The organism is Arthrobacter sp. E44 (assembly GCF_041877125.1).
In the GTDB taxonomy this organism is placed as follows: domain Bacteria; phylum Actinomycetota; class Actinomycetes; order Actinomycetales; family Micrococcaceae; genus Arthrobacter.
In genome coordinates, this window is record NZ_JBHDJA010000036.1 from 1 (window position 1) to 25403 (window position 25403).

The window sequence follows — 25403 nt, forward strand, 5'->3', positions numbered from 1 at the left end:
TGGCCGACCCCGCCGAAACGAATCAGTGGGCAGATCTGTTGGCCATAACCGGGCAGTTTTACTGGCCACCAGCGGGCACATCAACTGGCCGCCCATGGGCAGAACGTAATGGCCATTGACAGGCGCCCTTGCTGACTTTTACGATCGCATCGTTGGGGTGCTCGATTTTTGGTATGTCTTTTTCTTCGACCCGGATCTTGTACGGGCCTCGGTACACCATTGCACGCATGCTCATGCTCCGGCCGGGTGAAGGACGACTTTTGTCCAGCCGTCTTCGCGGCTGTCGAAGTTCTTGTAGCCCTCGGGGGCCTGGTCCAGCGGCAGCTCGTGGCTGACGATGAAGGACGGGCTGGCCTTTCCGCCGGCGATGAGGTCACGCAGGGCCCGGTTGTATTTTTTGACCGGGCACTGGCCTGAGCCCATGGTTTGTCCTTTGAACCAGTAGTTTCCATAGTCGAAGGCAATCTGGCCCTGCTGCTCAAGTTTGTCGGGGCCTCCCGGGTCCTGGGGCAGGAAAACTCCCACCACGCCCAGGCCGCCGACGAACCGCACGGAGTCCACAAGCCGGTTCAATGTCATATTGGGATGTTCAGTTCCGCCCGGATCGTGCGCTTGGTAGCCAACGCATTCACAGCCCCGGTCTGCACCGAAGCCCATGGTTTGGTCCTTGACGAACTCGACCGGGTCTACTTCGGAATCATTAACAGGAATGGCGCCGATCTCCTCCGCGAGCTTGAGCCGGTCGCTGTGGCGGTCCACCACCATGACCTTGCCGGCGCCCTTGATGATGGCCGAGTAGGCAGCCATCAACCCGACCGGACCGGCGCCGTAAATCACCACAGAGTCGCCCGGGTATACACCGGCCATCTCTGTGGCGTGCCAGCCCGTGGGGAAGATGTCAGCGAGCATGACATAGTCGAGTTCCTTCTCCGCCGCGTCCTCGCCCAGGCGCAGGCAGTTGAAGTCACCGTACGGCACGCGCAGGTACTCAGCCTGTCCGCCCTGGTATGGGCCCATGTCCGCGAAACCGTAGGCGGCGCCGGCGAGCTTCGGTTCAGGCTGCATCGTCAGGCAGTAGTTCGTGAAGCCGCGTTCGCAGTTTTTACAGAATCCGCAAGCGATATTGAATGGCAGGACCACCCGTTCGCCCACTTTTACCTTGCTGACCGCAGGGCCGACCTCCACCACCTCGCCCAGGTTTTCGTGCCCGAAGGAGCGGCCCGGTTCAAAACTGGTGCGCCCTTCGTACATGTGCAGGTCGGAGCCGCAAATGTTCGCTGAGGTGATGCGCACCAGCACGTCGGCGGGGTGCTCAATTTTGGCGTCGGGGATCTCCTCGACACTGACGTCGTTGGGTCCTTTGTAAACTACAGCCTTCATTGTTCGCTCTTTTCCAAAGTCCGCCCGGGGCAGCACAAATGCACTCCAGGGCGCGCGGCACCCAGGTACGTGTTCGTACATCACGGGGGAGCGGGATAGGAAAGGACCTCTGAGTCCGCCCATACGGGCGGGAGGCCCAGGATTCAAGGTGGCTCACTGCACTGGAAATCCTGGCGGGCAAGCCACTTCGCGAAATAGTAAATACCGGACCCAATGCTAAGCACCCTTAGTAAAGGATGTCGAGGGGTAAGAGGGTGCAACAATTTCGGCGGGTGCTGCTTCACGCTGTCCGTTCCCACGTTTGCACCGTGCTGGATCGTTACGCGGCACGTGCAGGATTAGGCTGCCACGTGGGTATATGTTTCGCAGTTAACCGGACTGGCCGAGGCTGACGACGAGGTTGATCGCTACTGCGACCACGAAGGTGGCGAAGAAGTAGGAGAGCAGTGCGTGCCCCAATGCGATCCTGCGGGAGGGGGTGGATGACTCGTTCACGTTGCTGGCGTTGTATGACATGCCGATGGAGAAGGCTGCGTAGGCGAAGTCGCTGTACGACGGGTCCTCGTTTTGATTGAAGCTGAAGCGATGGTGGTCGTCGTGGTAGTACATCCGAGCGTACTTGAAGGCGTAGACAGTGTTGACGAGCGACCACGCGAGCACGACGCCGAGAGCAGCAAGGATCGCTGCCGCCACGCCGATGGGATCCTTCTGTTGGCTGCGGATCAGTGCAAAGACAACCGCAACGAGACTGGCAAATGTCGCACCTGTGATGAGGGAGTCGACGAGCCGTCGAGACTTGCCTTCCTGGCGGGCGAGTTCGCCCGTGGCTTCCGGACCAGCAGGCCACGCCTTGGTCCACGCCCAGGCCAGGAAGACGCAGCCGGCGACAGACCACCCGATCAAGGGCGCGAGTTCCGGAGCGCCAAGCAACGCCGGAACAAGCGCGACAACGAGACCAATGATGGCTGAGATCAGAGCCTTGCGATCTATATGTGACATTGAGACTTACCCTCCAGTTCGATGGCCGTGAAGGGGTCCGACGGTCCACCGCTTGGGTCAGAGCGGATCTCAACATCACGGAATATCTCTGGACCTACGGATTTCTTTGCGTTCACAAGGAACCGGGGGTTCATTGTGCCCCATCGTACGCGGACATGCGCGGGTCCTTCAGGGTTGATTTCAGCGGACGATGACCAGAAGTGATCCGGCGCGGAATAGCACGTTGAGCATGGGCTGCAGCCAGATGCCGGGACGCATGGCTTTCACCGGGTCGTAGCGACACCACTGCACCGGGAATAAATACCATTCCCCAAAGTTGAGTCAAGTACACTCAACTTTCCAACGGAGGTTTCATGGCTTCATCATTCGGACCGGCGGAGTTCAGTAACGGCTCCTTCGACGAATTCCTTGCCCGTTATTTGCAGGGCCAACGCGGGGCCCGGAACGGGCAACCTATGGACATCACCCGGCTCCTGAGCCGGCGCACCCACGAGGTGCTTGCACGCGCCGCGGAATTCGCCGCGAACTACGGTCATGTCCACGTGGATGCGCTGCACATCCTGCGTGTCATCGTCGAGCGGGAACCGGCCGCCGACTATATCCGCCACGCGGGCTCGGAGCCCGGTGCCATCGCCACAGCCGCCGAGGAACGTCTTCCGGAGAAGGCAACTGCCAGGGCGGAAACGGCATTGGCCCTGACGCCGTCGGCACAGCGCGCCCTGCTGGACGCCTACCAGGTTGCCAGGGCATTCGGCTCAACGTACATCGATCCTGACCACGTGTTCTTCGCCCTCGTCGTCAACCAGGAGGCTCCGGCCGGTCAGGTGCTTGCAGCGGCCGGAGTGACGCCGGAGTCCCTGCAGTCCGGCCCGCGGGGGCAGTCCGCGGTGCCGGCGTCCGCACCGGCTGGTGCAGGGCCCGCACGGTCGCAGGCAGCCGCCGATGCGTCTGACACCCCTGTCCTGGATACCTACGGCATCGACCTCACGCAGCGCGCGGGCGAAGGCGGCCTGGACCCCGTAATCGGCCGAAGTGCCGAGATCGAGCAGACCATCGAGATCCTCGCCCGGCGCACCAAGAACAATCCGGTCCTGGTCGGGGAAGCCGGCGTGGGCAAAACCGCGGTTGTCGAAGGGCTGGCCCAGGCGATCGTCGCCGGCACCGTGCCCGAACAGCTGCGCGGCAAGCGTGTGGTTGCCCTGGATCTGCCGGCCATGTTGGCCGGGACGCGATACCGCGGTGACTTCGAGCAGCGCCTGACCAAGGCGATGGACGAGGTGGCTTCACGTACCGGGGAAATTATCCTGTTCATCGACGAACTCCATACCGTGGTTGGAGCCGGCGGCGCGGGGGAAGGCGGCATGGACGCAGGAAACATCCTCAAGCCGCGCCTGGCCCGTGGGGAACTTCATCTCGTCGGCGCCACCACCCTGAACGAATACCGTCAGTTGGAGAAGGATTCGGCACTGGAACGCCGCTTCCAGCCCGTACACGTCGGCGAGCCCAGCGTCGAGGACGCAGTGCAGATCCTCGACGGCCTGCGTGGACGCTACGAGGAACACCACGGCGTCCGCTACACGGACGAGGCGATCCGTGCCGCCGTCGAACTCTCCGCACGCTACGTGACCGACCGTTTCCTGCCTGACAAGGCCATCGACCTCATCGACCAGGCAGGTGCGCGGCTGAGCCTCAAACGCGGCTCGCGGCCCGACATGGATGTTCTGCGCGAGAAGCTCGTCGCTTTGGAGAAGTCCAAGAACGACGCGGCCGCCGCAGAACGCTATGAAGAGGCCTCGAGACTGCGGGATGAGATCGAAGAGGTGAACCGGAAGCTCTCCGCGACCAGCTCCAGCGCATGGGAGTCCGACGGCGTCCAGAACATCGTCAATGAAGCGGAAATTGCAGGAATCGTCTCCCGGTCCACCGGGATCCCGGCCAGCAGGCTCACCCAAGACGACCGGGAACGCCTGGCCAGGCTCGAGGATGACCTGCATCAGCGGATCGTCGGGCAGGACGACGCCGTGACTTTGATCGCGAAGGCGGTCCGCCGTAGCCGCACCGGCATGGGGGATGCGGGCAGGCCCGTCGGCAGCTTCCTGTTCCTCGGCCCCACGGGTGTGGGCAAAACAGAGCTCGCCAAGGCGCTGGCCGGGTCTTTGTTTGGAAATGAGAATGCTATGGTGCGCTTCGACATGAGTGAGTTCGGCGAGCGGCACACCGTAAGCCGGCTGGTCGGAGCCCCTCCGGGCTATGTCGGTTATGGCGAGGCCGGGCAGCTGACGGAACGCGTCCGTCGTAACCCGTACTCCGTTGTGCTGCTTGATGAAGTGGAGAAGGCCCACCCGGACGTGTTCAACCTGCTCCTCCAAGTGCTCGACGACGGGCGGCTGACCGACGGACAGGGCCGCGGAGTCGACTTCCGCAACACCGTGATCATCATGACCTCCAATCTCGGCTCGGAGTTCCTGGCCAGCAAGGGCGGCGCCATGGGCTTTGTATCCAAGGCCGACGAGGCCAACGGCTACGGCTCGGAGAAGGCGCTGCGGGACCGGGTGCTGGGCCGGCTGCGGGAGACTATGCGGCCGGAGTTCCTCAACCGCATCGACGAGATCGTCCTGTTCCGCAAGCTGGACCAGGCGCAGCTGCGCCGGATCGTCCGGCTGATGCTGAACCAGACGGAAACCCGCCTGCAGTCACAGGGCATCGCCCTGAAGGTCAGCGAAGCGGCCGTCGACTGGATCGCCGAACATGGCTACGAGCCCGAATACGGAGCCCGGCCCATGCGCCGCGTGATACAGCGTGAGCTGGACGACCGGATTGCGGATCTCTTTGTGGCGTCGGACCTCCAGTCCGGCGACCTGGTGGCCGTCTCGGTCGACGGGCAGTCGCTCGTCGTCGAGGCAGGCCGTGAGGCGATGCCATTGGCGGCGTAAGCCGTCGCCGGCAGCGGCAGCTCCGGACCCAGGCCGGGTACACAGTGACATCCTGTGTACCCGGCTTTTTGCTGGCCCGTTCGGGTTCGCTACGCACCGCGTCCCTTACATAGTTTGTACGGGCACGGCAGTGACTCTCCGGCCCCAGCGCGGAATGAACGGCCTCGAGGGCGCGCAGCCTTCGCGCACGTGGAAGATGTGGCCACCCATCTCCATGATGCGACCCACCGTGAGGCCTGTAACAAAAGCACCTGCCCACCAGACGCCGTGCCTCGGCACTGCCGCCTGCATCCAGTGCGTTGGCAAAAGGAATCGTCCCCCCGGGGAATCATGTCAAGATGCCCGCCTAGGTTGGTTCGTGGAATCATTGGGTTTTGCCCGGATGACGGGTTGGGGTTTGGTGCTCTGTTTCGCGGTGGTCAGGGTTAGCAGTTCGGCGCTAAGTGCCTGGATCTGACGTTGGATGGCGGCCGGGTTCAGGGGTCTGTTTTCCCGCCGTAGTCGAGTCTTCACCTCCCGGGAGACGGTGCCGGTGTCGGCCAGAACGCGTTGGAACGGGGTCGCGGGCCGGTCGTATGTCTTGCTGATCTTCGCGCCGGTCCGGACCTTCGCCAGGAGCTTCTGCTGCGGCCCGAAATGATTCGTCAGCAGCCGCTGGAGCGCCCAGATCCGGTTCAGCAGTTCGAGCTCGGCGGCAGTGTCGTAGCGGTGGTAGCCGACGGTCTGACGGACGATGTGCCAGTTCTTCTGTTCCACATGCGCGCCGTCGTTCTTGTTCCCGGATCGAGACCGGGTGAATGTCAGGTTCTCCTGCTCGCACCAGGCCAGCAGCTCCCAGTTGATGAACTCCGAGCCGTTATCGGAATCGATGCCGAGGATCGGGAACGGGAACGCGGCGGTCGCGTCTTTGATGGCGGCAAAGACCCATTTCTGGGCCTTGTTCCTGACCGAGCGCGTTTCGGTCCAGCCGGTGGCGATGTCGGTAATATCCAAGGTAAAGCAGAATTCGCCCCTGCTGTTGCCACCCTCGTGGCCGACCAGATCTATCTCGACGAAGCCCGGCACCGCGTCGTTCCATTCGGCCCAGGTCCGCATCGGGATGGAGTCTTTCAGCAGGGTCCCCGGCTTGGTGTGGGATCGGCCCCGGGGATTGAGTTTTGCCCTGCCAGGCTTGAGCCGGCGGTCAATTGTCGCCGGTGCGATGCGGAGCAACTGCGCCGCCGTGGTGTCGTCGATCTGCAGCTCCTTGAACCGGCGCAGGCGTGGCACCAGGTCCGGCAGCGCGGCCGCGAGCAATCGCCCGCACGGGGTACCCTGTACCGCCCAGCAGAACCGAAGCGAGTCGATCACCGACTCCCCGTATAGCGGAGCCCGCGGAGTCCGGGGCCGGACCGGCTTCAGCACCAGCGCCAGCCGCAACGCTTTCCGGGCATGGTCCCGGTGCCAGCCCGTCGTCGCGCACAACTCGTCGAGCACCTGCTTCTTACCCGCCCGGTCCGAGCGGGCATAACGGGTGGCAACCGCCTTGGTGACAGCCCTGCGTTCACTCATCGAAAGCTCCATGGCTCACACTGCCGAAGCGGCGGACACCAACCCGGCGGACACGCCGCTACGCGGGCATTCTCAGATGATTCCTCGAATACCGCTACGCGGGCATCTTTGATGAGTCAACGCGGTCCCTTGTGGTGGCCGACAATCACTGGGAGACTGGGCAGTGCGTCGCGCCGCTCCCTCGACAGGTTGAGGAGGTGCCACGAGGCCAAGCTCGGTCAGCACCATCCCACCCGCAGTACCGCTCCAAGGAGGCCCGCCATGAAAACTGTCGTGCAGTACGGAATCCGCCAAATCGGGCCGGGTGAGGGGGCATGATTGAGGTTGCGTTGTCGGTGATTTTGAAGGCCAAGCCCGGCAAGGAGAAGGACGTCGCGGATTTCCTCCGCAGCGCACGCGCGGTGGTCGAACAGGAGCAGGGCACGCGCGCCTGGTTCGCCCTCCAGTTCGACGAATCGACTTTCGGGGTCTTCGACGTGTTTCCGGACGACGAGGCCCGCCGGACCCATCTGGCAGGAGGTGTCGGGCAAGCACTTGCTGCTCAGGGAGCAGAGCTGTTCAGCGCGGAACCGAACATACAGAACGTCGACGTGCTCGCGTACAAGCTGCCCGGCGAAGACGGATAAAGGCCTCCCCGCCGTCACAGCCGCACCATGCTGCTTCCGCACATCTGTAGCCCGTGGCTCTGGAGCGATATTCGGTAACTGCTTTCATCAGAGGTCGCCCGGCAGCAAAAGCGCCGGGCAGGAGGGCCAACTGATGCCCAGGCATAGGAGCAGAGGGTGACACGTTCAGACACCAGCCGTGCCGAGGCGTTCAGCGACGCCGTTATCGCGATCGTCATCACGCTCCTGGTACTTGAACTCCAGCCGCCAGAGACCGAGCCCGGGGGGTTGCTGGCGGGATTGCTGGGTCAATGGCCGACATACCTGGCGTACGCGGCCTCCTACATCTACCTCGCCGTAATTTGGCTCAACCACAAATCCGCCTTCACCCGAATCCGGGAGATGGACATCGGCCTGCACTGGGCCAACCTGGGAATCCTCGCGACGCTCGCGCTCCTACCTTGGCCCACAGCGGTGATCATCGATACAGCCAAGACGGGAAACCTGACCGACGAACGGGTCGCCGTCGCGCTGTATGCGATCATCGGGGCACTGCTGTGCCTGTCATGGTGGGTGTTCTTTTCGCACCTGGCGCGGCATCCCGAGCTCACCGAGGAGGAGGTGGAGGATTACTACTTCGCACGCGAGCGGCCGCGTGCTGTGGCCGGCGTCGTGCTGTACCTCGCGGCGGGAACGGTAGGTGTCGTGGTCCATCCGCTGGTGGCATCGGTGATTTTCGTGATCCTGCCCGTTTTTTACGGCCTCACCAGCCACGGGTTCGAGCACCGGCCCACCTTCCTCCGAGGTCTGTAGACCAAAGACAGGCATGAGCCGCCCAGGGTGCTGAATCACGTCTGAATACACCCAGCGGAAATGCTCCTGAAGGCCACCGGAACCGCTCCCCAGCCCGCATGAGGGCCGGGCCGGCTATTCGCTTTCGTCGGCAGACTGGCGACGATGACGTTCCCGTTGGCCGTACGCCGCCCGTAGGATGTCATCCTTTGACTCGAATCCCGAGCCCAACGCACCACCGATGAGCGCCGCCGATGTCGTCATCCAAGCGACTTCCGCGAAGTCCCAAACGGACACTGGGTGTTGCAGGGTCTGCGCCAACAGGCCGTCGTCGATGGTGAAGGCCGCGGCCAGCAGCACGGCGACGAATAGCAGGACGTAACTGATAACGACGCCGATCGTCAACGACCACACCGTAGAGGTGTTGTAGAGGGAAGCCTTGTATCTCTCGAGGAGACCGTCTCGACGCGCGCTTTCCCATAGATCGTGCTGGGTGATGATCCAGAACACCATCGTACTGATCGAAAGGACCGTCAGTAGCGTCAATCTCGGCGCCCCCAGCAGGTCCGCGAGTTGCCAGATGGTGTCCGTGACAAGTGCAAAGGCGCCTGTGGCGATCGCTGCGGCCATTGCGCTCCTCAATCCGAAGACCAGCCGCCAGGGACGGTTCGCCCGCAGCATGCCTGCCAGCAACCGTCCCCGCCCTAGACGGGTTGCTGACAGGTAGCGGAACCCAATCGGCCCCTCGTCAAGAACCGCGGTCTCAACGCGCCGCGATTGGTGTAGCGAGGGTGGACCGAACTCCCCGGCGTCATCCTCGGGATCGAAGTGGCGATGCATCGCCCAGCCGAGGTCGGTGACGGCAGCGCGGACCCGGCGGTCGATGTTGACGGCGCCGAGCGCGGGCAAAGAAACCAGGGAGATCGGTTCCCCAAGCGCCACTTCCGCGACCACAGTCCGGCCGTCAAGACGAATCGGAAGATCGGTCAGGCAGACCATGACATCCCATGAACGGCGGACCCGGTGTTTCACCAAAGAGTCCAACATCGGCGTCAACCCATTGCCAGCCGTGAAGTCCCGGTACTCGATCACAACGGACCAGTTGTGGCGTTCGTCGGCAAGGTTGAGCAGATGGCCCACTTCGCGGCCGTTACGCTCGGCAAACTCGGCGGTGACCTCGGGCTCTGCGAGCACCCCCAACTTGCGGTCACCGGAAGAGGGCGCGTCACCTGGATTTTCTGGCACCCCGGCCTCCTACGGTTCAATGTGTCTATGGTCTTCGACCGGCAAAAATGAATGCGGCCGTCGTGAACTATGCGGCCGGTCAAGGCCGGGCCGCGCTGTCCTTCACTGACGCGCCCCGGACGGTCCATCCCGGAGGAGGCGCAGGTGCTCGTGGATCATTGCCACTGCTGTTGAGCCTTCACCAGCGGCCGCCGTTACGCGTTTCACCGATCCATGCCGGACATCGCCGGCCACGAACATGCCAGGCACGCTGGTTTCCAGGGGCAGCCGCCTGCGGCCCAGATGGCTGAACCCGGCAGGAAGGTCTTCGAGGTCAGCCCCGGTGAGAACAAAGCCGTGGTCATCCAGGGCCAGGGTATCCTGCAGCCATTCTGTGTGCGGCTTGGCTCCAATGAAAATGAAGAGGTATCGCGAGGGGAAACTCCGTTGTTCGCCCGTGGCATTCAGATCTACGACGATACGTTCGAGGGTGTCTGAACCAACCAGGCCCACGATATTCGCCCCCAGCAGTACCTCTACGCCGGGGTGCTCCTCGATTCGATCCGCGAGGTACCCTGACATGTCCGCCCGGAGGTCTTCCCCGCGCACCACCAGCCGCACCTGTGTTCCCATACCAGACAGGAAAAGGGCGGCCTGGCCGGCGGAGTTCCCGCCACCGACGACGGCCACGGGATGGGTTCCACAGAGCCTGGCCTCATGGACAGTGGCGGCGTAGAAGACGCTGATTCCCTCGTATTCCTCCAGCCGGGGGACTGGCAGGCGGCGGTAGTGAACCCCGGTGGCGAGGAGCGCGGCACGTGATGAAGCAGGACCGCTCTCGTCGAACTCGGCACGAAATTCACCGTCCCGCAATGTGATGGAGTGTGCCTGGCAGCCGACGTTGACCTGGACTTTGAACTTTCGGGCCTGCATGATCGCCCTTTCAGTGAGTTCCCCACCCGAGATTCCGGAGGGAAAGCCGAGAAAGTTCTCAATCCGTGGTGACGTGCCGGCTTGCCCACCTATCGCATGCCCTTCCTTGAGGACCACCGACAAGCCGTCGGACGCCGCGTACACGGCGGCCGCCAGACCGGCCGGACCGGCCCCAATCACCATAAGGTCGTACGAGGCAGAATGCTCCTTCACCGCCCGCAGGCCCAAGGCAAGGGCCAGCTCCGCGTTGGACGGGTTCTTTAGGACATGCGAAGCGTTCAGCACCACCGCCGGCAGGTCACTGGCAAGGATTCCAGCCCGGTCCAGGATCGCCTGTGCCTGCTCGTCATCCTCCAGATCGACCAGGCGGTGGGGCAGGCGGTTGGCTGCTGCAAAATCAAGCAGCCGAAGGGTGTCACGGCTGAAACGGGACCCGACGATGCGGATGCCCGCGCCTGCGCTGATCAGGAGGATCCGGCGCTGAAGGTATGCCCGCAGGATGGTCTCTCCCACCGTGGCGTCCGTTAAAACCATGCGGCGCAGATCGTCTCCGCTGATGTGGAGCACTTCTCCCGCCTCGGCTACCACTGCGCTGACAAAGGCCGGCTGCCCCTCGACCAGGCCCAGCTCCCCGAGGAAACGTCCGGGACCGTGAACTTCGAGTATCCGCGTCCCGCGGCCCGGCCCAGCAGGCTGTCCTTCACCGTCGGCGTGCAGCCCCTCCACGACCAGTACCTTACCCTGCAGAATCACGAAGAAGTCAGCGTCGATGTGTCCCTCGTATATGAGGACTTCCCCGGCGGAGGTATCCCGTCTGGTGCCGGCACGGCTAAGCAATTCGATCTGGGCCTGGCTGAGCCGTGGATAGGCGCCGGAGATATCCGGTGTTTCGATCAGAGTCGAGTCCGTCACAGGTTCCATCAGTCGGCTCCACCTTTCCGCGTCCTAGACAAATGCCTCATGGGGATAGCACCAGCGCCAGTCTTCGCCGGGCTCCAGGGAACGAACGATTGGATGCAATTCAGTGGCGTGAGCCCGGGCGTGCCGCATGGGTGAGGAATCACAACACCCCACGTGGCCGCAGGTCAGACACAAACGCAGGTGCACCCAGGGAGTGCCTAAAGCCAGGCATTCCTCGCAGCCCTGCGGTGTGCGCACGCGAACCGGACGGATCTGTCCGAGATGCGGATCACGGATTCCAGGAATCATATTGGCTCCTACCTCGCTCCGGCCGTGAAATCGGCCTCCGGAAAAGCCCGCACTGAGTGTGCCGTCGGCATTGTGCGGCGGAATTGAAAACACCGGACCAGCGCGGGCAGCCGGGCACCGGGCAATTTACCCGGCTCATTGGTTTGCCAGTGAAGTGATGTGTTGGGCAGACCCGCGCGGGGCAGGTAACCCAACGGCGGGACGCTTGTGCCGTCGTCGTTGTTCCGGAATGTAATCCGCTGGCGTAAGCGCCCAAGTAGTGAAACTGGACGTGGGAATTCTTCTAGCCCGCAGCGAGCTTTCCAATGGGGTTTTCACCCCTCCTCCGCAGGTCAATTCCGGTGGCAATCAGAAGTATTCCGAACAGAATCGCGAAGGAAGCGAGCAGCCCCAGGAGACCAAGTATGCCTGGGCCGGGAAGAATGACCAGGAAGAGGCCGAAGAGAGTGGTGACGATGCCTGTGATCAGCCAGAGCCACCATTGTTCGTCGGTCTTTTTTACTTCGAAGGCCTGTGCTATCTGGGAGACACCGAGAATGACGGCCCACGCCCCGATGACGAGCGCCAGCGAAAGGGCGGTAATGCCCGGCCAGAAGAAGGCGGCGAGACCCGCGAGCACGGAAATGACCCCGCCCACTATTTGCCAAGCGGACCGGCGCCCCTTGTGCCTGACGTAGTGCACGATGTTCGTGATGCCGTCAATGAATGCGTATATTCCGAAGAGGATCACCAGTGCGAGTATGGAGACGCCGGGCCAGACGACAACCAAAATGCCGAACAGGACGGCTGCGATGCCCCTGATAATCAACGTGTTTCCTGATCCCTTATGCAATTCTTTCGTCAATGCGTCGGACATGGCCAGACCTCTGTTTCTGGAAATGGGTTATTCGTGACTTTGATGGTCGGGCTGTACGAACAGCCCTATTCCTTTCCTGTGCTCCCCAAAGTGGCTTTCACGGTCTTTGTGTCTTTCCCGCGCTGGAGCTCGACATCGGACTGCTGTCCCGGGTCTTTTTTGCGTAGGGCGGCCAGAAGGTCGGTCACACTGTCGATCTTCTGCCCGTCGAACTGGGTGATGATGTCTCCTGGCTGCAGCCCCGCTTTGGCCGCCGGTCCTCCTTGGACAACTTCGATGACCAGCGCGCCAGACGTTCTGGGAAGGCCAAAGCGGCTTGCGACCTCAGGAGAGATGTCGGTGGGAACAATCCCAAGGACAGCGTGCGAGGCCACACCGCTCTTCAGTATCTGGTCCGCCACGTCGATCACGGTCGCCGCGGGAGTGACGAACCCGATCGACACGGCCCCCGAGCTGGGTGGCAAATAGGCTTCCGAGAGCCCGATGATCTCGGAATTGCTGTTGACCACTGCTCCACCCGAATTGCCCGGGGAGATGGGCGCGTCCGTCTGGATGAGGTCGATAAGTCCCTGCGGCGATCCCTCTGACGGTGGCATATTGCGGTGAAGTGCGGAAACGATGCCCGCCGTGACGGTCTGCTCCAGCCCCAGCGGACTGCCAATAACAACTGTCAGTTGCCCAACTTCGGGTAGTGCCGTCGAGAACTTGGCGGCCGGAAGGTTGCCACGGTCGGCTTTCACCACTGCCACATCGGTTGGGTCGTCAACACCGACGACGGTGGCCGCCGCCTGAGATCCGTCCGCGAAGTGGATGCTGATGCTCTTGAACGGCGCCTTTTGCTGGTCCTCCACCACGTGGGCGTCCGTGACGATGGTGCCGTCGCTGCGGTAGACCACCCCGCTGCCGATGCCGCCTGATGTCTGGATCGTGACCACAGAGGGCTCAACTTCTCTGACGATCGCGGGAACGGCTGAAAGATCCCCTCCGCCGCTGGAATCTCCACTGCTGGGGGATTGCGATGTTGGAGCGGCTGGTGAGCCGGTGCACGCTGACCCGACTATGAGTAATCCGGCGCCGAGAGTGGCGGGCCACGTCCTCCTGCGTAGTGGCGACGGGAGCGGGGCATCGCCCTCGACGGTCGTTGGTCTGCTCATACTCATTTTGGATTCCAGTTGCCTTCTGCGGGTGTCTGTGGCGACGTGTACCAGTCCGAGTTTCCTCCGCCGTCACCGCGCCCGCATGGCCCCGGGACGCCTAAAAACCGTCCGGTTTTGGGTCCCCCAGGTCAATCCGAGGCAGCTGCGTGCTTCCGTGCCGCGTTTGGTCTGAACCGTGCGATGCTTCCGGGCGTCCGTGGGGACGTAGGCGCCAGGCGCGGGTGGCGACGTGCAGATTGAGGCGGGTTTCGGGGTCGGCAAGGTCAAAACCGGTGATCTGCCGGATGGACTTGAGCCGGTACCTGAGCGTGCTCCGGTGAATCGCGAGGCTGTCGGCTGTGTCGTCGTAGTTGCCGCCATGATCCAGGTATTGCGCCAGGGTGCGTACCAGGTCGGATCCCCTGCGGGCATCGTTGTACTGCAGCGCACCCAGCCACTCCGCGACGTAGCCGGAGAGGTCTATTTCGCTGCCGGGCATGTCAAGGATGCGGTAGATCCCCAGCTGGTCGTAGCGCGTGAGCCCGTACTGGTCGATGGAGTGGACCCGGATGTGCAGCGCACGCATGGCCTCGGCGTAGGAGCGGGGGAGTTGGCTGACATCGCGGCTCGGACCTCCGATGCCCATGGCCCCGGTGGCGCTGCGCAGAGTCCTCGCCGCAACGTTAAAGAGCTCGGTATTGAGCGGATCACCGGAGACCACGGCCAGTGCTACGTCCGAACGCCGTGAAACGAGCGCAGGGGTTTGGAGTTCGCGCAGCGCCCTGCGCAGGGCGATCACGATCGAGTCGTCCGTTCTTGGCGGTTGCCACTGGGCGACGACCACGTGATGCGGGCCCGTGATGTCGTATCCCAATGCCCCGGCACGCGCGGCCGCGGCTTCTTCATCCATGCCTGACACCAGTTCATACACCAGGTCGCGCCCCAGTTTCAGTTCCAGCTGGGCAATGCTGCGCCGGTGCGCCAACTCCACCTGCAACAGCCGCGTTCCATACTCCAAGGCGAAGACGTCCTCGGCCGTGTACGGCTTGCCGTTCTCGAGCAAGCACATTGCCCCCAGCACGTCCCTGTCCAGCAAAACCAGCGCCACGAGTCCCTGGGGTTCCTGGACCGGCAATCCGAAGGCGAGCCAGAGTTGTGCCGTCCGCGACCTGTCAGCCGCGCTGGGCCGAGGGTAGGGGCGGCCGGATTTGGTACCGGCCGCGGCGCGGATATTGCCGAATCCGTCCTCAGTGCAGACCGGACGTCCCGTCAGCACGGACAGCACTTCCGCCAGAAGGGACTCCCGGGAGCTCATTTGTCCCAGGGGGGCTGTGAGAGTGCCATTCAGGGCATTTTGGATCGATGTTCGGTTTTCGAGCCGCAGCACCGCTGCAGACAGGATTCGCAAGCGATCGTCAACACCGGGCGGATGGGGGAGCGGGCCAAGGCGCTCCTGCTGATGTGCTCCCGCGGTTTCCTCGACTGCGCCGGGGGCGGATGTTCCGGCCATTGCGTGCAGCTCGATCATCTGCGCCAGACTCGGAACCGTATGGGCATGCAGGACCAGGCACCCGTTCAGTTCTCCACTGTCGCCAAAGGTCGAGAGCGCGTACCGCCAGCCCGGACTTGCGGGAGGAAGTTCGGCATCCCAGCCTTTGAGCTGGCGGATGTCGTGGTCCTGGGCGGTCGGCGCCTGGTTCGGGCCAGGAAGCAGGTGACCATCCACCACAAGATAGGAAGCTGCTACATGGCAGAATCCCAGTGCCGATACAGAGTGTATGGCCTTGCCGAGGATCTCGTCGGCCGCTAATCGATCGGACATTCAGTTGACCTGCAGTCTCTGTGCGCAGCTAAGGACTCGTGGCGAGATGCGTGTAGCGAGATGTGTGGCGGCGGATTCAGAATCATCCCTCGGTTTCGAGCCTACGCCTGCGGACCCTATCCTGCTAGGTCAGTTCCCCTGAGGATATTTGGACCTTCGAGGGTCATGCCGTCCTTCCCTTCCGCGGGCAGACTCAACCCTGTAAGGCCCCATGACAAAGCCCTTCGAGCCTCGCGGCCAGGCAGGGACAGGGGCGTGGAATCATGCGGTGGAATCTCGGGCGGCGTCGCCACAGGACGGGGTCGCGCCCACTAGGACCGGAGCGAGTCATGGCCAAAGCAGTAGGAATTGATCTTGGAACAACCAACTCAGTGATCGCCGTCTGGGAAGGCGGGGAAGCCCGCGTCATACCCAATGCAGAAGGAGCCCGGACCACGCCCTCCGTTGTGGCGTATACGGACAGCGGGGAACGGCTGGTGGGGCAGCTGGCTCGCCGGCAGGCGATTCTCAATCCCAAAGGAACCATTACCTCGGCCAAGCGGTTTATCGGCCGACGCTCTGACGAGATCACGGATGAAGCCAAGGCCGTGAGTTTCGACGTCGTGGCGGATGACAACGGACTGGCGCGTTTCCAGGTTCAGGGCAAGAAAATAGCACCCGAAGAGGTGAGTGCGCTTGTTCTCCGCAAGCTGGTGGACGATGCCGCGAAGCAGCTGGGCGAAAAAGTGACGGAGGCCGTCATCACGGTCCCTGCGTACTTCAACGACGCCCAGCGCACCGCAACCAAGGACGCGGGCAGGATTGCCGGGCTCGAAGTCCTGCGTATCATCAACGAACCGACTGCAGCGGCCCTGGCCTACGGAATCGACAAACGTCAGCATGAGACGGTTTTGGTTTTCGACCTTGGCGGCGGAACTTTTGACGTAAGCCTGCTGGACGTGGGGGACGGAGTTGTGGAGGTTCGCTCTACGGCAGGTGACACGCACCTTGGCGGAGACGATTTTGACCGCCGCCTTGTTGATTACCTGGCCGACGAATTCCAGAAGCAGGAGGGCATCGACCTGCGCTCGGACCCGCAGGCGTTGCAACGCCTGTTCGAGGCGGCCGAGAAAGCGAAGGTAGAGCTGAGTTCGGTGACCCAGGCCCAGGTCAACCTTCCCTTCGTCACTGCGGACGCCACGGGTCCAAAGCATTTGACGACCACCGTTCGGCGTTCCGTTTTTGAAGATATCACCCACGACCTGGTGGAACGCACCATGGGCCCGGTTAAGCAGGCGATGGCGGACGCCAAGGTTACAGCTAACGACATCGACGAAGTAATTCTGGTCGGTGGCTCCACCCGCATTCCCGCGATACAGGACCTTGTCCGGCGTTTGACCGGCGGCAAAGATCCCAACATGAGTGTCAATCCGGACGAGGTCGTAGCTATCGGTGCGGCGATCCAGGCCGGCGTGCTTAAGGGCGAGGTCTCGGACGTCCTGCTCCTGGACGTTGTGCCGCTTTCCCTGGGCGTCGAGACACGAGGCGGCGTAATGACAAAGATCATTGAGCGCAATACGACCATCCCCGCAAGGCGCAGCGAGGTTTTCTCCACAGCTGACGATAATCAGCCGGCCGTGGACGTGGTGGTCTTGCAGGGGGAGCGGGAACTGGCGGCGGATAACCGGGTGCTGGGCCGGTTCCAGCTGACCGATATCCGGCCGGCGCCCCGGGGAGAACCGCAGATCGAGGTCACGTTCGACGTCGATGCCAACGGCATTCTGAACGTCACCGCGCGTGACAAGGACACGGGCAAGGAACAGGGCATCACTATCAGCGAAGGCTCCAACCTTGACGCCAAGGAAGTGGAGCGCATGATTGCCGAGGCCGATTCCCACCGAAGCGAAGACCTACAGAACCGGGAGCGGATCGACACTCTCAACGAACTCGACGCGGTCGCCTACCGCGTTGAGCGGGCCGTGAACGAGCTTGGCGACGCAGTCCCGGCACACGACAAGGCCCGGGCGGAGCTGCTGGTAGGGCAGGCGCGCGACGCCGTCAGCAACCAGGCGGATGTTGGCACCGCGAGGGAGCTGATTTCCGAGCTTCAGCAGCTACAGTCGGCGCTAAGTGCCTCGGCTGCCTCGGCTGCCTCGGCGGCATCCTCGGCTAGTGCAGGGGCAGGCCAGGGATCCTCGCCTCAGCCCGGCGCCTCCACCGATGCGGAGGACGATGACATCGTCGATGCAGAATTCGACCGTGGCTAGGAACGGCCATGAGCGACCAGGCGGGGCAGGCTGGACAGGCCCATCCAGGAGGTGGCGAGGCCGAAGCCGCCGCACGCGATGAGAGGGAAGCCGAGGCGACCGCCCACGCCAATGCGCTGGCCAAAATGGAAGACTTGTGGCGCCGCGCGCTGGCCGACGCGGACAACCTTCGAAAGCGCGCCGTCCGGGACGGGGCACAGCTAAGGGCGCAGGAACGTGCAGCGGTCTCGTTAGAGTGGCTGCCCGTCCTGGACAATCTCGAACTGGCCTTGGCTCACGCCCCGTCTGAGGGGGATCCCCTCGCTGACGGCGTAGCCTCCATTCGGTCCCAAGCCATAGATACCCTGGCCCGCCTGGGCTATCCGCGGATCGACGCCGAAAACGTCCCTTTCGATCCACGGATTCACGAGGTGGTCAGTGTCTCGGAAACGGACGAGGCTCCGCCCGGGACTGTGCTGACCGTACTGCGTCCGGGCTACGGTGGTCCGGACACCACCCTCAGGCCAGCCGCCGTCGTTGTTAGCCGGGCGGTGAACCCTGACCATGGCTGAGGACCCGTATTCCGTTCTCGGTCTCTCCCGCACGGCGGACGCCAAGGAAATCCAGCGCGCCTACCGCAAGCTGGCGCGAAAATACCATCCGGACGTCAATCGTGAGCCGGACGCGGCGGACCGGTTCAAGGAAATCGGCGAGGCGTACAGCACGCTTTCGGATCCCGAAACGAAGGCGCGGTACGACCGCTTCGGTGCGGATTACAAACAATACAGTGGTGCCGGTCCGGCCCGAGGCGGCCCGCGCTGGGGGGCCGGCGGCCCTAGGCCGGGCCCGAGGCCGGGACGCAGCGGGTACGGCAACGTCAACGTCGATATGGGTGGCGACGTCGATTGGGAGGACCTGCTCGGCGACTGGATCAGGCAGCAGGCAACCGGCCCGGCGCACGGGGCGGACCACGAAGCCGAGCTTCGGCTGACTCTCGAAGAGGCGATTCGTGGCGGACGGCGCACGGTCCGCCTGGCCCAGCCGGATGGCGAAACGCGGAATTATGACGTGGACGTACCTCCCGGCGTGCTGGACGGCCAGCGCATCCGCCTCGCAGGGGAGGGCGCCGCAGGCCGTGAAGGGGGTCCGCCGGGGGATCTCTTCCTGACTGTACGCATCCAACCGGACCCCAGGTACCGGCTCAAGGGCCGGGACATTCACTTCGACCTTCCCGTCACCCCGTCGGAAGCCGCCCTGGGGGCCAAGATCAAAGTCAACGCTCCTGCCGGACCGGTCACCATCACCGTTCCCGAGGGATCTTCCAGCGGGCGCAGGCTCCGGCTTCGAGGCCAGGGCATGCCCGACCCGAGGGGCCAGCCGGGGAACCTCTACGCGGAAATCCGGATCATGGTGCCCCCGCGGCTGAGCAGCAAGGTGCGGCAACTGTACGAGCAGCTTGACGCCGTCTCCGACTTTCACCCGAGGGAGGGGCTTCTATGAGCCGAACATATCCGCTCGCTTATCCGTGGCGCCTGAATCTAGAGGCGGTGGCACGCATCAGCGGCGTCCACCCCGACGTCGTCATGCGATTCGTAGACCTGGATCTGATCCGGCCCTTGGGCAATGCCCCGGACGGACCTTGGTTCAGCCCTCGGGCCCCGGACCTCATAGCCCGTGTCATGAGACTTCATTCGGAGCTGTCGCTGAACTACGCGGCAATACCGCTGGTTCTCGATCTGTTGGTGCGGGTCGACTCGCTTGAACGGCGACTGGTTGAAATTACGCAGGTGGAAGGGACAGCTTCACGATGAACATGGAGAGTTTGACGCAAAAGTCGCAGGAGGCCTTGGCCGAGGCTCAACGGATTGCCCAACGCAACGGGCACACTGAAACCGACGGCGAACACCTGCTGCTGGCCCTGCTGGAGCAGGAGGGAGGCCTCGTTCCCCGGCTGCTCGTGGGCATGCAGGTGGACGTGGACGAGCTGAAGAGCGCGGTGGAAGTGGAGCTGCGGCGCAAGCCGAAGGTTACCGGCCCGGGGGCGGCCCCGGGCCAGGTGTATGTGAGCCGTAGGCTGGGCGCACTCCTGGATGCCGCCGAACGTGAAGCCAAACGGCTTAAGGACGAGTACGTTTCGGTGGAACACCTGCTGGTCGCGCTGGCGGAGGAAGGCCGGTCAACCCCGGCCGGCAGGGTGCTGGCCGAGCACGGCATCACCCGTGAGGCGTTCCTCTCGGTCCTGACCCAGGTACGCGGAAACCAGCGCGTCACCTCGGCTACACCGGAGCAGACTTACGAGGCGCTGGAGAAATACGGCCGTGATCTGGTGGCGGACGCCCGCACAGGAAAACTGGATCCGGTCATCGGCCGCGACGCCGAGATCCGGCGGGTCGTGCAGATCCTATCGCGCAAGACCAAGAACAACCCGGTACTGATCGGGGAGCCAGGCGTCGGTAAGACAGCCATTGTGGAGGGACTGGCCCAACGGATCGTCCGCCAGGATGTGCCGGAAGGGCTGAAGGACAAGACCATCTTCTCGCTTGACCTGAGCGCACTCGTGGCAGGTGCCAAGTACCGCGGCGAATTCGAGGAGCGGCTGAAGGCGGTGCTCGCCGAAGTCTTGGCGGCGGAGGGAAGGATTCTGCTCTTTGTCGACGAGCTGCACACCGTCGTCGGGGCAGGAGCGAGCGAGGGGTCGATGGACGCCGGGAACATGCTCAAGCCAATGCTGGCCCGCGGGGAACTGCACATGATCGGTGCCACCACCCTCGATGAATACCGCAAACACATCGAGTCGGATCCGGCACTGGAACGGCGCTTCCAGCCGGTACTGGTTGAGGAACCCGACGTCGAGGACGCCATTTCCATTCTTCGTGGGCTGCGGGAGCGGCTTGAGGTCTTCCACGGCGTACGGATTCAGGATAGTGCTCTCGTGGCTGCGGCCACCCTTTCCCACCGGTACATCACTGATCGGTTCCTTCCGGACAAGGCCATCGATCTCGTGGATGAGGCGTGCGCCCGGCTGCGGACGGAAATTGATTCGATGCCGGCGGAACTGGATGAGCTAACCCGGAGGGTCACAAGGCTTGAGATAGAAGAGGCGGCTCTCTCCAAGGAGACCGATCCGGCAAGCAAGACCCGGCTCGAGGAGTTGAGGCGTGAATTGGCGGACCTGCGCGCGGAGGCCGACGCGAAGCGGGCCCAATGGGAATCCGAGCGCCAGGCGATCCACAAGCTGCAGGAAATCCGCAGTGAACTGGAGCGGGCGCGGCAGGAGGCTGAAGAAGCTGAGCGGAATTACGACCTCAACCGGGCGGCGGAACTGCGTTACGGCAGGATTGCCGACCTCGAGCGGCGGTTGGCCGCTGAGGAGGAGCGGCTGACCGCGAAACAGGGGGAGAAACGCCTGCTGCGCGAGGTGGTGACGGAGGATGAGATCGCCGACATCGTCGCGGCCTGGACAGGCATACCGGTGGCACGGTTGAAGCAGGGCGAACGTGAGAAAGTCCTGCATTTGGACGAGATCCTGCGCGCCCGTGTGATCGGTCAGGAAGAAGCAATCAGTGCGGTTACGGATGCCATCATCCGCGCACGTTCCGGTATACGGGATCCGCGTCGGCCCATCGGCTCGTTTATCTTCCTGGGGCCGACCGGCGTCGGGAAGACCGAACTCGCCAAGGCCCTTGCCGCTGCCCTTTTCGACAGTGAGAACGCGATGATCCGGCTGGACATGAGCGAGTACCAGGAGCGCCACACCGTGAGCCGGCTATTGGGTGCCCCTCCGGGCTATATCGGCTACGACGAGGGTGGCCAGCTCACCGAGGCCGTGCGCCGCAAGCCGTACTCGGTGGTGCTTTTCGATGAGGTGGAAAAGGCCCACCCGGACATCTTCAACACCCTTTTGCAGGTCCTGGACGACGGCAGGGTTACGGACTCGCAGGGCCGCACCGTTGATTTCCGCAATACCGTGATCATCATGACCTCTAATATCGGTTCCCAATATCTCCTTGAGGGTTCCACTGAGGGCGGAACGGTCACCGAGCAGGCACGGAGCCTGGTGATGGGGGAGCTCCGGGGCCATTTCCGTCCCGAGTTCCTCAACCGCGTGGACGACACCGTCCTGTTCGCACCCCTGGGACTGCCGCAAATCGAGCGCATCGTTGACCTGCAGTTTCACCAGTTGCGGCAGCGGCTCGCCGAGCAGCAAATCGAGCTGCGCCTGACCGAGGAGGCACGCCAACTGATAGCCGAACGCGGCTTCGATCCGATCTACGGGGCGCGACCGCTGCGCCGCTTTATCTCCCGTGTGGTGGAAACGGAGGTGGGCCGGGCCCTCCTGCGCGGCAGTATCGCCGAAGGCGGAGTGGTCACGGTGACCGCGTCCGGAGGGGAACTCGTGGTTGACTACAGCGAGAGGGAGCTGGAGGGGGCTGGAACCCCATGAACAAGGCTGTCATCAAATGTCCCCATTGCGGCAAGTCCAACCGCGTTCCGGCTGCCGCGGAGGGGCGGCCGCGCTGCGGGAATTGCCACCGGGAGCTCCCCTGGGTAGTTGAAGCCGGCGACGACGACTTCGGCGAAATTGCTGAGCGGTCCGGCATTCCGGTGATGGTGGACTTTTGGGCGGTCTGGTGCGGACCCTGCCGGATGGTGAGCCCGGTGCTGGACCAGTTGGCGCACGAACGCGCGGGGCAAATCAAACTTGTCAAGGTCGATGTGGATCACTCGCCGCAGCTCTCCGCCAGATTCGCCATTCAGGCGGTGCCAACGCTGATGGTCATAGTCGACGGCAAGATCGTCGCGAGGCAGGCGGGGGCAGCTCCCGCCCCTGTCCTGAGGTCCTGGCTTGAAGATGCACTCACGAAGTAACACAAAAACAGCGGACGACGGGGGGGCGGCTAGTGCACTGGCATAGTCAGTGCACCAATTGGACTGGGGCGAAGAGGGATAGCTAGGCGGTCAGCCGGGAGTCGACGAGGTTCGGGACACCTCCGAAGGAGGCCAACGTCCGGGCGGTCTCCACGAACTCACGTGCCAGCCCGTCGTTGACATCCGTCCGCCATGCAATGGACAGCGGAGAAGGCGGGACATCCCTGACCGGTATGAATGATAGCCCCGGACGGTCATAGAAACGCTGGGTGGATGCCTGCGTGAATGCAATGCCCCGCTCACCCATGATGGCTTCGAAACACTCGTCAACAGTAGCTACCTGAGTGCCCATACGGACCGGCTGTCCTCCGCGGGCCTGGGTTGCGAGCCAAAAATCCCTCCACTTATCCGGAGCCTTGCGGGCGACGAAGGACTCATCAACGACCTGTTCCACGGAAACCTCAGACAGCCCGGCAAAGCGGGAACTGCTGGCAACTACGAGGACGCGCGGCTCAACGAACAGTGTCTCCATGGCGAGCCAGTCAGCCGCGGGCAGGGGCGGCCGCACAAAGGCCACGTCGGCACTTCCGTCGGCCAACCCCGCAGTGGGGTCGGCAAAATCGAACGACCTCATCTGGACGTGGATTTCCGGGTGGTTGTTCTTGAAAGCGGAGAGGATCCGCGGCGTGAGCTCGGCAGCCGCGTTGGCCTGAAAGCCGACTATGAGGGTGCCCCGCACCCCGCTGGCCACCTCACGCGTCAGCGAAACGGCACGCTCGGCGGCGGCCAATAGACGCTTGGCTTCACCCATGAGGACATCCCCGGCACTGGTCAGGGAGACGCTGCGGCTGGTCCGGAGCAGCAGGGGAGTGCCAAGGGCATGTTCAAGCTTCCGTATTTGCACGCTGAGGGATGGCTGCGCGATATGGAGCCGCGCAGCGGCTCGCCCGAAATGCAGTTCTTCCGCAACGGCGACGAAGTACTGCAGTACGCGCAGGTCTAGCTGTGGCTGCTGCATCGTTCAACTGTAGGCTCCGCCACAATCGGGGTCCAATAGTTTCGGCCTATTGACGGATAGGGCACAGGTATTGGACCGGTCGGGGTTGCGGGGGCTGCAATGGAAACAGCGAAGGGTTGCCAACGGAGATAGCCACCAAGCACTCCAGGAACCACGCTTCCGAGGCTCGGGCAGAGAAGCCCGACCCTCCGCGAGTCCAACGAGAGGAACAATGACATGACGGTCGCAACACGTGCCCCTTCCGTAGAATCCTGGGTTCAGAGCTTCACTGAGGCCAACAACCAGGACCCGGAAATCCAGGCCCACGGAAAGTACTTCACCTGCTCCTACCTCCTGGACATGGAGACACACACCTTTGTTGTCCGGGTGGTATCGGGCACCATCGCCCAGATTTCCGTGGACCCGGGACCCATTGAGGTGCCCTACCAGTTCGCCATCCGGGCCAGTGCCCACACCTGGGGTGAATTCGGCAAGCCCGTCCCCGCTCCCATGTACCACGGCATCTGGGCCGCCACTTTCCAGCGGGACATGAAGCTGGAAGGCGAGGTCCTGGTCCTGATGCAGAACCTGCGCTGCATCACCCGCCAGATCGAACTGCTGCGCTCCACCGGCGCACCCGTCTAGACCATAGGAGTTACTGACATGAGTAAAATTTCCCCCGTCACCGGCCACTACGTCACCGTCGACGTGGACGGCCTTGAATACAAGGTTTTCTACCTCGAAAACGGCCAAGGCCAGCCCCTGGTCTGCCAGCACACCGCCGGAGCCCACAACCATCAGTGGCGCGGCCTGCTGGAGGACCCGGAGATCACCGCCAACTACCGCGTCATCGCCTACGACCTTCCCCGCCACGGCAAATCGGACCCCCCTGAAAACACGGAGTGGTGGACCGAGGAGTACCAGCTCAGCGCGGACCACTACGCCAACTTCATCATCGCTCTCGTCGATGCACTGGAACTGGTTGACCCCATCTTCATGGGATCCTCCTTCGGCGGCAACATCGCGCTGCAGCTCGCCCACCGATCCCCGGAGAGGTTCGCGGCCGTCATCCCCGTAGAGGGGGCAGACTACTCACCGGGGTTCTACCTCGACTGGTGGCAGCACCCGCACGCCAACGCCGCTCAGGTGTGCGGCAGCGGCACCTGGGACCTCATGGCCCCCCAATCGCCCGAGGCGGACCGCTGGAAAACGTGGTTCTACTACACCCAGGGCTCCGAGGCGTTCAAGGGTGACCTGTACTTCTACTCGGTGGACCACGATCTGCGCGGCAAACTGGGCGAAATCCAGACCGACAAATGCGCAGTGGTCATGATGACCGGCGAATACGACTACCTCACCACCCCTGAAGACGGAGCCCGCACCGCCAGCCAGATCCCGGGCGCGGAGTTCATCGAAATGAAGGCTATCGGGCACTTCCCGATGAGCGAGAACTACCCGGTTTTCAAGGGGTACCTCGTTCAGGCCCTGGACCTGATCCGTACTAAGACCAGCGTCCTGGCCTAGCCGGTTCCCGCCTTAGGCGTCGGTGCCGACCAGACGGGTCGGCACCGACGCCACCTCAACAGGGACAAGAGCACCAGAAGCCTTGAATGTCCTCATACCCTGATTCTGGCGGCCCGCCCGCACCAAACTGCTGAAGGTTGGCGGCACACCGCCACGACTTCCTTGAAACCCTTGGAGATAGAACGATGTCAATAAACGCCCAGCGTGAAGGCGCCCTGCTGGCCTCGGTTCCCACCGGGCTGCTCATCGATGGTGAGTGGCGCGACGCCGCTTCGGGCAAGACGTTCGACGTCGAGGATCCCGCTACCGGGAAGGTGCTGCTGAGCATTGCCGACGCCGGCCCCGAGG

At 63.2% G+C, this 25403-nt stretch carries 21 protein-coding genes and 1 pseudogene; 12 read left to right on the plus strand and 10 right to left on the minus strand.

What is annotated here, in order from left to right:
- Positions 1–231: 231 nt before the first annotated feature.
- Entirely contained in the window at positions 232–1380 is a 1149-nt protein-coding gene (locus tag ACETK3_RS20390; protein ID WP_236802356.1) for a glutathione-independent formaldehyde dehydrogenase, read from the minus strand.
- A 369-nt stretch (positions 1381–1749) separates the two neighbouring features.
- Positions 1750–2379 carry a DUF1345 domain-containing protein gene (locus ACETK3_RS20395; RefSeq protein WP_373993504.1) on the minus strand — a complete coding sequence of 210 codons (630 nt, stop codon included), beginning with the start codon at positions 2377–2379 and terminating at the stop codon, positions 1750–1752.
- 353 nt (positions 2380–2732) lie between these two features.
- Here ACETK3_RS20395 and ACETK3_RS20400 point away from each other — a divergent pair, with 353 nt between their 5' ends.
- Positions 2733–5312 (plus strand): ATP-dependent Clp protease ATP-binding subunit, encoded by a 2580-nt coding sequence (locus tag ACETK3_RS20400; RefSeq protein WP_373993505.1) that lies wholly within the window; start codon positions 2733–2735, stop codon positions 5310–5312.
- A gap of 333 nt (positions 5313–5645) precedes the next feature.
- Here the strand turns inward: ACETK3_RS20400 and ACETK3_RS20405 are convergent, their stop codons facing one another.
- Complete coding sequence (locus ACETK3_RS20405) at positions 5646–6863, minus strand: DDE-type integrase/transposase/recombinase (RefSeq protein WP_237430297.1); 1218 nt, start codon at positions 6861–6863, stop codon at positions 5646–5648.
- A gap of 314 nt (positions 6864–7177) precedes the next feature.
- Between ACETK3_RS20405 and ACETK3_RS20410 the strand changes: the two genes are divergently transcribed.
- The gene (locus ACETK3_RS20410) at positions 7178–7489 is read left to right on the plus strand and encodes a putative quinol monooxygenase (RefSeq protein ID WP_236802361.1); all 312 of its coding nucleotides are present in this window, start codon (positions 7178–7180) and stop codon (positions 7487–7489) included.
- A gap of 156 nt (positions 7490–7645) precedes the next feature.
- Entirely contained in the window at positions 7646–8281 is a 636-nt protein-coding gene (locus ACETK3_RS20415) for a TMEM175 family protein (RefSeq protein ID WP_237430298.1), read from the plus strand.
- Positions 8282–8395: 114 nt separating this feature from the next.
- On the opposite strand, the gene ACETK3_RS20420 is transcribed toward ACETK3_RS20415, so the two are convergent.
- The 6 genes from ACETK3_RS20420 to ACETK3_RS20445 all read right to left on the minus strand — a co-directional run bounded on the left by ACETK3_RS20420 (position 8396) and on the right by ACETK3_RS20445 (position 15440).
- Positions 8396–9505 carry a hypothetical protein gene (locus ACETK3_RS20420; RefSeq protein ID WP_237430299.1) on the minus strand — a complete coding sequence of 370 codons (1110 nt, stop codon included), beginning with the start codon at positions 9503–9505 and terminating at the stop codon, positions 8396–8398.
- A gap of 102 nt (positions 9506–9607) precedes the next feature.
- The gene (locus ACETK3_RS20425; RefSeq protein WP_373993506.1) at positions 9608–11338 is read right to left on the minus strand and encodes an FAD-dependent oxidoreductase; all 1731 of its coding nucleotides are present in this window, start codon (positions 11336–11338) and stop codon (positions 9608–9610) included.
- Between the two features lie 24 nt (positions 11339–11362).
- Positions 11363–11626, minus strand: coding sequence for a UBP-type zinc finger domain-containing protein (locus ACETK3_RS20430; protein ID WP_237430301.1), 264 nt, complete (start codon positions 11624–11626; stop codon positions 11363–11365).
- A 283-nt stretch (positions 11627–11909) separates the two neighbouring features.
- Positions 11910–12482, minus strand: a complete 573-nt coding sequence (locus tag ACETK3_RS20435; protein WP_373993507.1) for an HdeD family acid-resistance protein — start codon at positions 12480–12482, stop codon at positions 11910–11912.
- 65 nt (positions 12483–12547) lie between these two features.
- The gene (locus ACETK3_RS20440; protein ID WP_373993508.1) at positions 12548–13417 is read right to left on the minus strand and encodes a S1C family serine protease; all 870 of its coding nucleotides are present in this window, start codon (positions 13415–13417) and stop codon (positions 12548–12550) included.
- Positions 13418–13736: 319 nt separating this feature from the next.
- Positions 13737–15440: a PucR family transcriptional regulator gene (locus ACETK3_RS20445; protein WP_373993509.1), complete on the minus strand. Its 1704-nt coding sequence runs from the start codon at positions 15438–15440 to the stop codon at positions 13737–13739.
- Between the two features lie 329 nt (positions 15441–15769).
- Here ACETK3_RS20445 and dnaK point away from each other — a divergent pair, with 329 nt between their 5' ends.
- Genes dnaK through trxA form a run of 6 tightly spaced genes read left to right on the plus strand, consistent with a single transcriptional unit; the run spans position 15770 to position 22534 of the window.
- Positions 15770–17686 (plus strand): molecular chaperone DnaK, encoded by a 1917-nt coding sequence (dnaK, locus tag ACETK3_RS20450; RefSeq protein WP_373993510.1) that lies wholly within the window; start codon positions 15770–15772, stop codon positions 17684–17686.
- Between the two features lie 8 nt (positions 17687–17694).
- A complete protein-coding gene (locus ACETK3_RS20455; protein WP_237430305.1) occupies positions 17695–18237 on the plus strand; it encodes a nucleotide exchange factor GrpE in 543 nt (180 codons plus the stop codon).
- The gene (locus ACETK3_RS20460; RefSeq protein ID WP_373993511.1) at positions 18230–19165 is read left to right on the plus strand and encodes a DnaJ C-terminal domain-containing protein; all 936 of its coding nucleotides are present in this window, start codon (positions 18230–18232) and stop codon (positions 19163–19165) included. Before ACETK3_RS20455 ends, ACETK3_RS20460 begins: the two co-directional genes overlap by 8 nt.
- The gene (locus ACETK3_RS20465) at positions 19162–19476 is read left to right on the plus strand and encodes a chaperone modulator CbpM (RefSeq protein WP_306971475.1); all 315 of its coding nucleotides are present in this window, start codon (positions 19162–19164) and stop codon (positions 19474–19476) included. Before ACETK3_RS20460 ends, ACETK3_RS20465 begins: the two co-directional genes overlap by 4 nt.
- A complete protein-coding gene (gene clpB / locus ACETK3_RS20470) occupies positions 19473–22109 on the plus strand; it encodes an ATP-dependent chaperone ClpB (RefSeq protein ID WP_237430307.1) in 2637 nt (878 codons plus the stop codon). Before ACETK3_RS20465 ends, clpB begins: the two co-directional genes overlap by 4 nt.
- Positions 22106–22534, plus strand: a complete 429-nt coding sequence (trxA, locus tag ACETK3_RS20475) for a thioredoxin (protein WP_373993512.1) — start codon at positions 22106–22108, stop codon at positions 22532–22534. The genes clpB and trxA overlap by 4 nt, the downstream gene beginning before the upstream one ends.
- Before the next feature lie 82 nt (positions 22535–22616).
- Here trxA and ACETK3_RS20480 read toward each other — a convergent pair whose 3' ends face one another.
- On the minus strand, positions 22617–23552 hold the full coding sequence (locus ACETK3_RS20480) for a LysR family transcriptional regulator (protein WP_236802387.1): 936 nt from the start codon (positions 23550–23552) through the stop codon (positions 22617–22619).
- A 216-nt stretch (positions 23553–23768) separates the two neighbouring features.
- Between ACETK3_RS20480 and ACETK3_RS20485 the strand changes: the two genes are divergently transcribed.
- The 3 genes and pseudogenes from ACETK3_RS20485 to ACETK3_RS20495 form a co-directional block, all read left to right on the plus strand.
- Complete coding sequence (locus ACETK3_RS20485) at positions 23769–24176, plus strand: hypothetical protein (RefSeq protein ID WP_373993513.1); 408 nt, start codon at positions 23769–23771, stop codon at positions 24174–24176.
- Between the two features lie 18 nt (positions 24177–24194).
- Positions 24195–25055 (plus strand): alpha/beta fold hydrolase, encoded by an 861-nt coding sequence (locus ACETK3_RS20490; RefSeq protein WP_236802390.1) that lies wholly within the window; start codon positions 24195–24197, stop codon positions 25053–25055.
- 185 nt (positions 25056–25240) lie between these two features.
- Positions 25241–25403: pseudogene (locus tag ACETK3_RS20495) on the plus strand (NAD-dependent succinate-semialdehyde dehydrogenase); the annotation flags it as partial.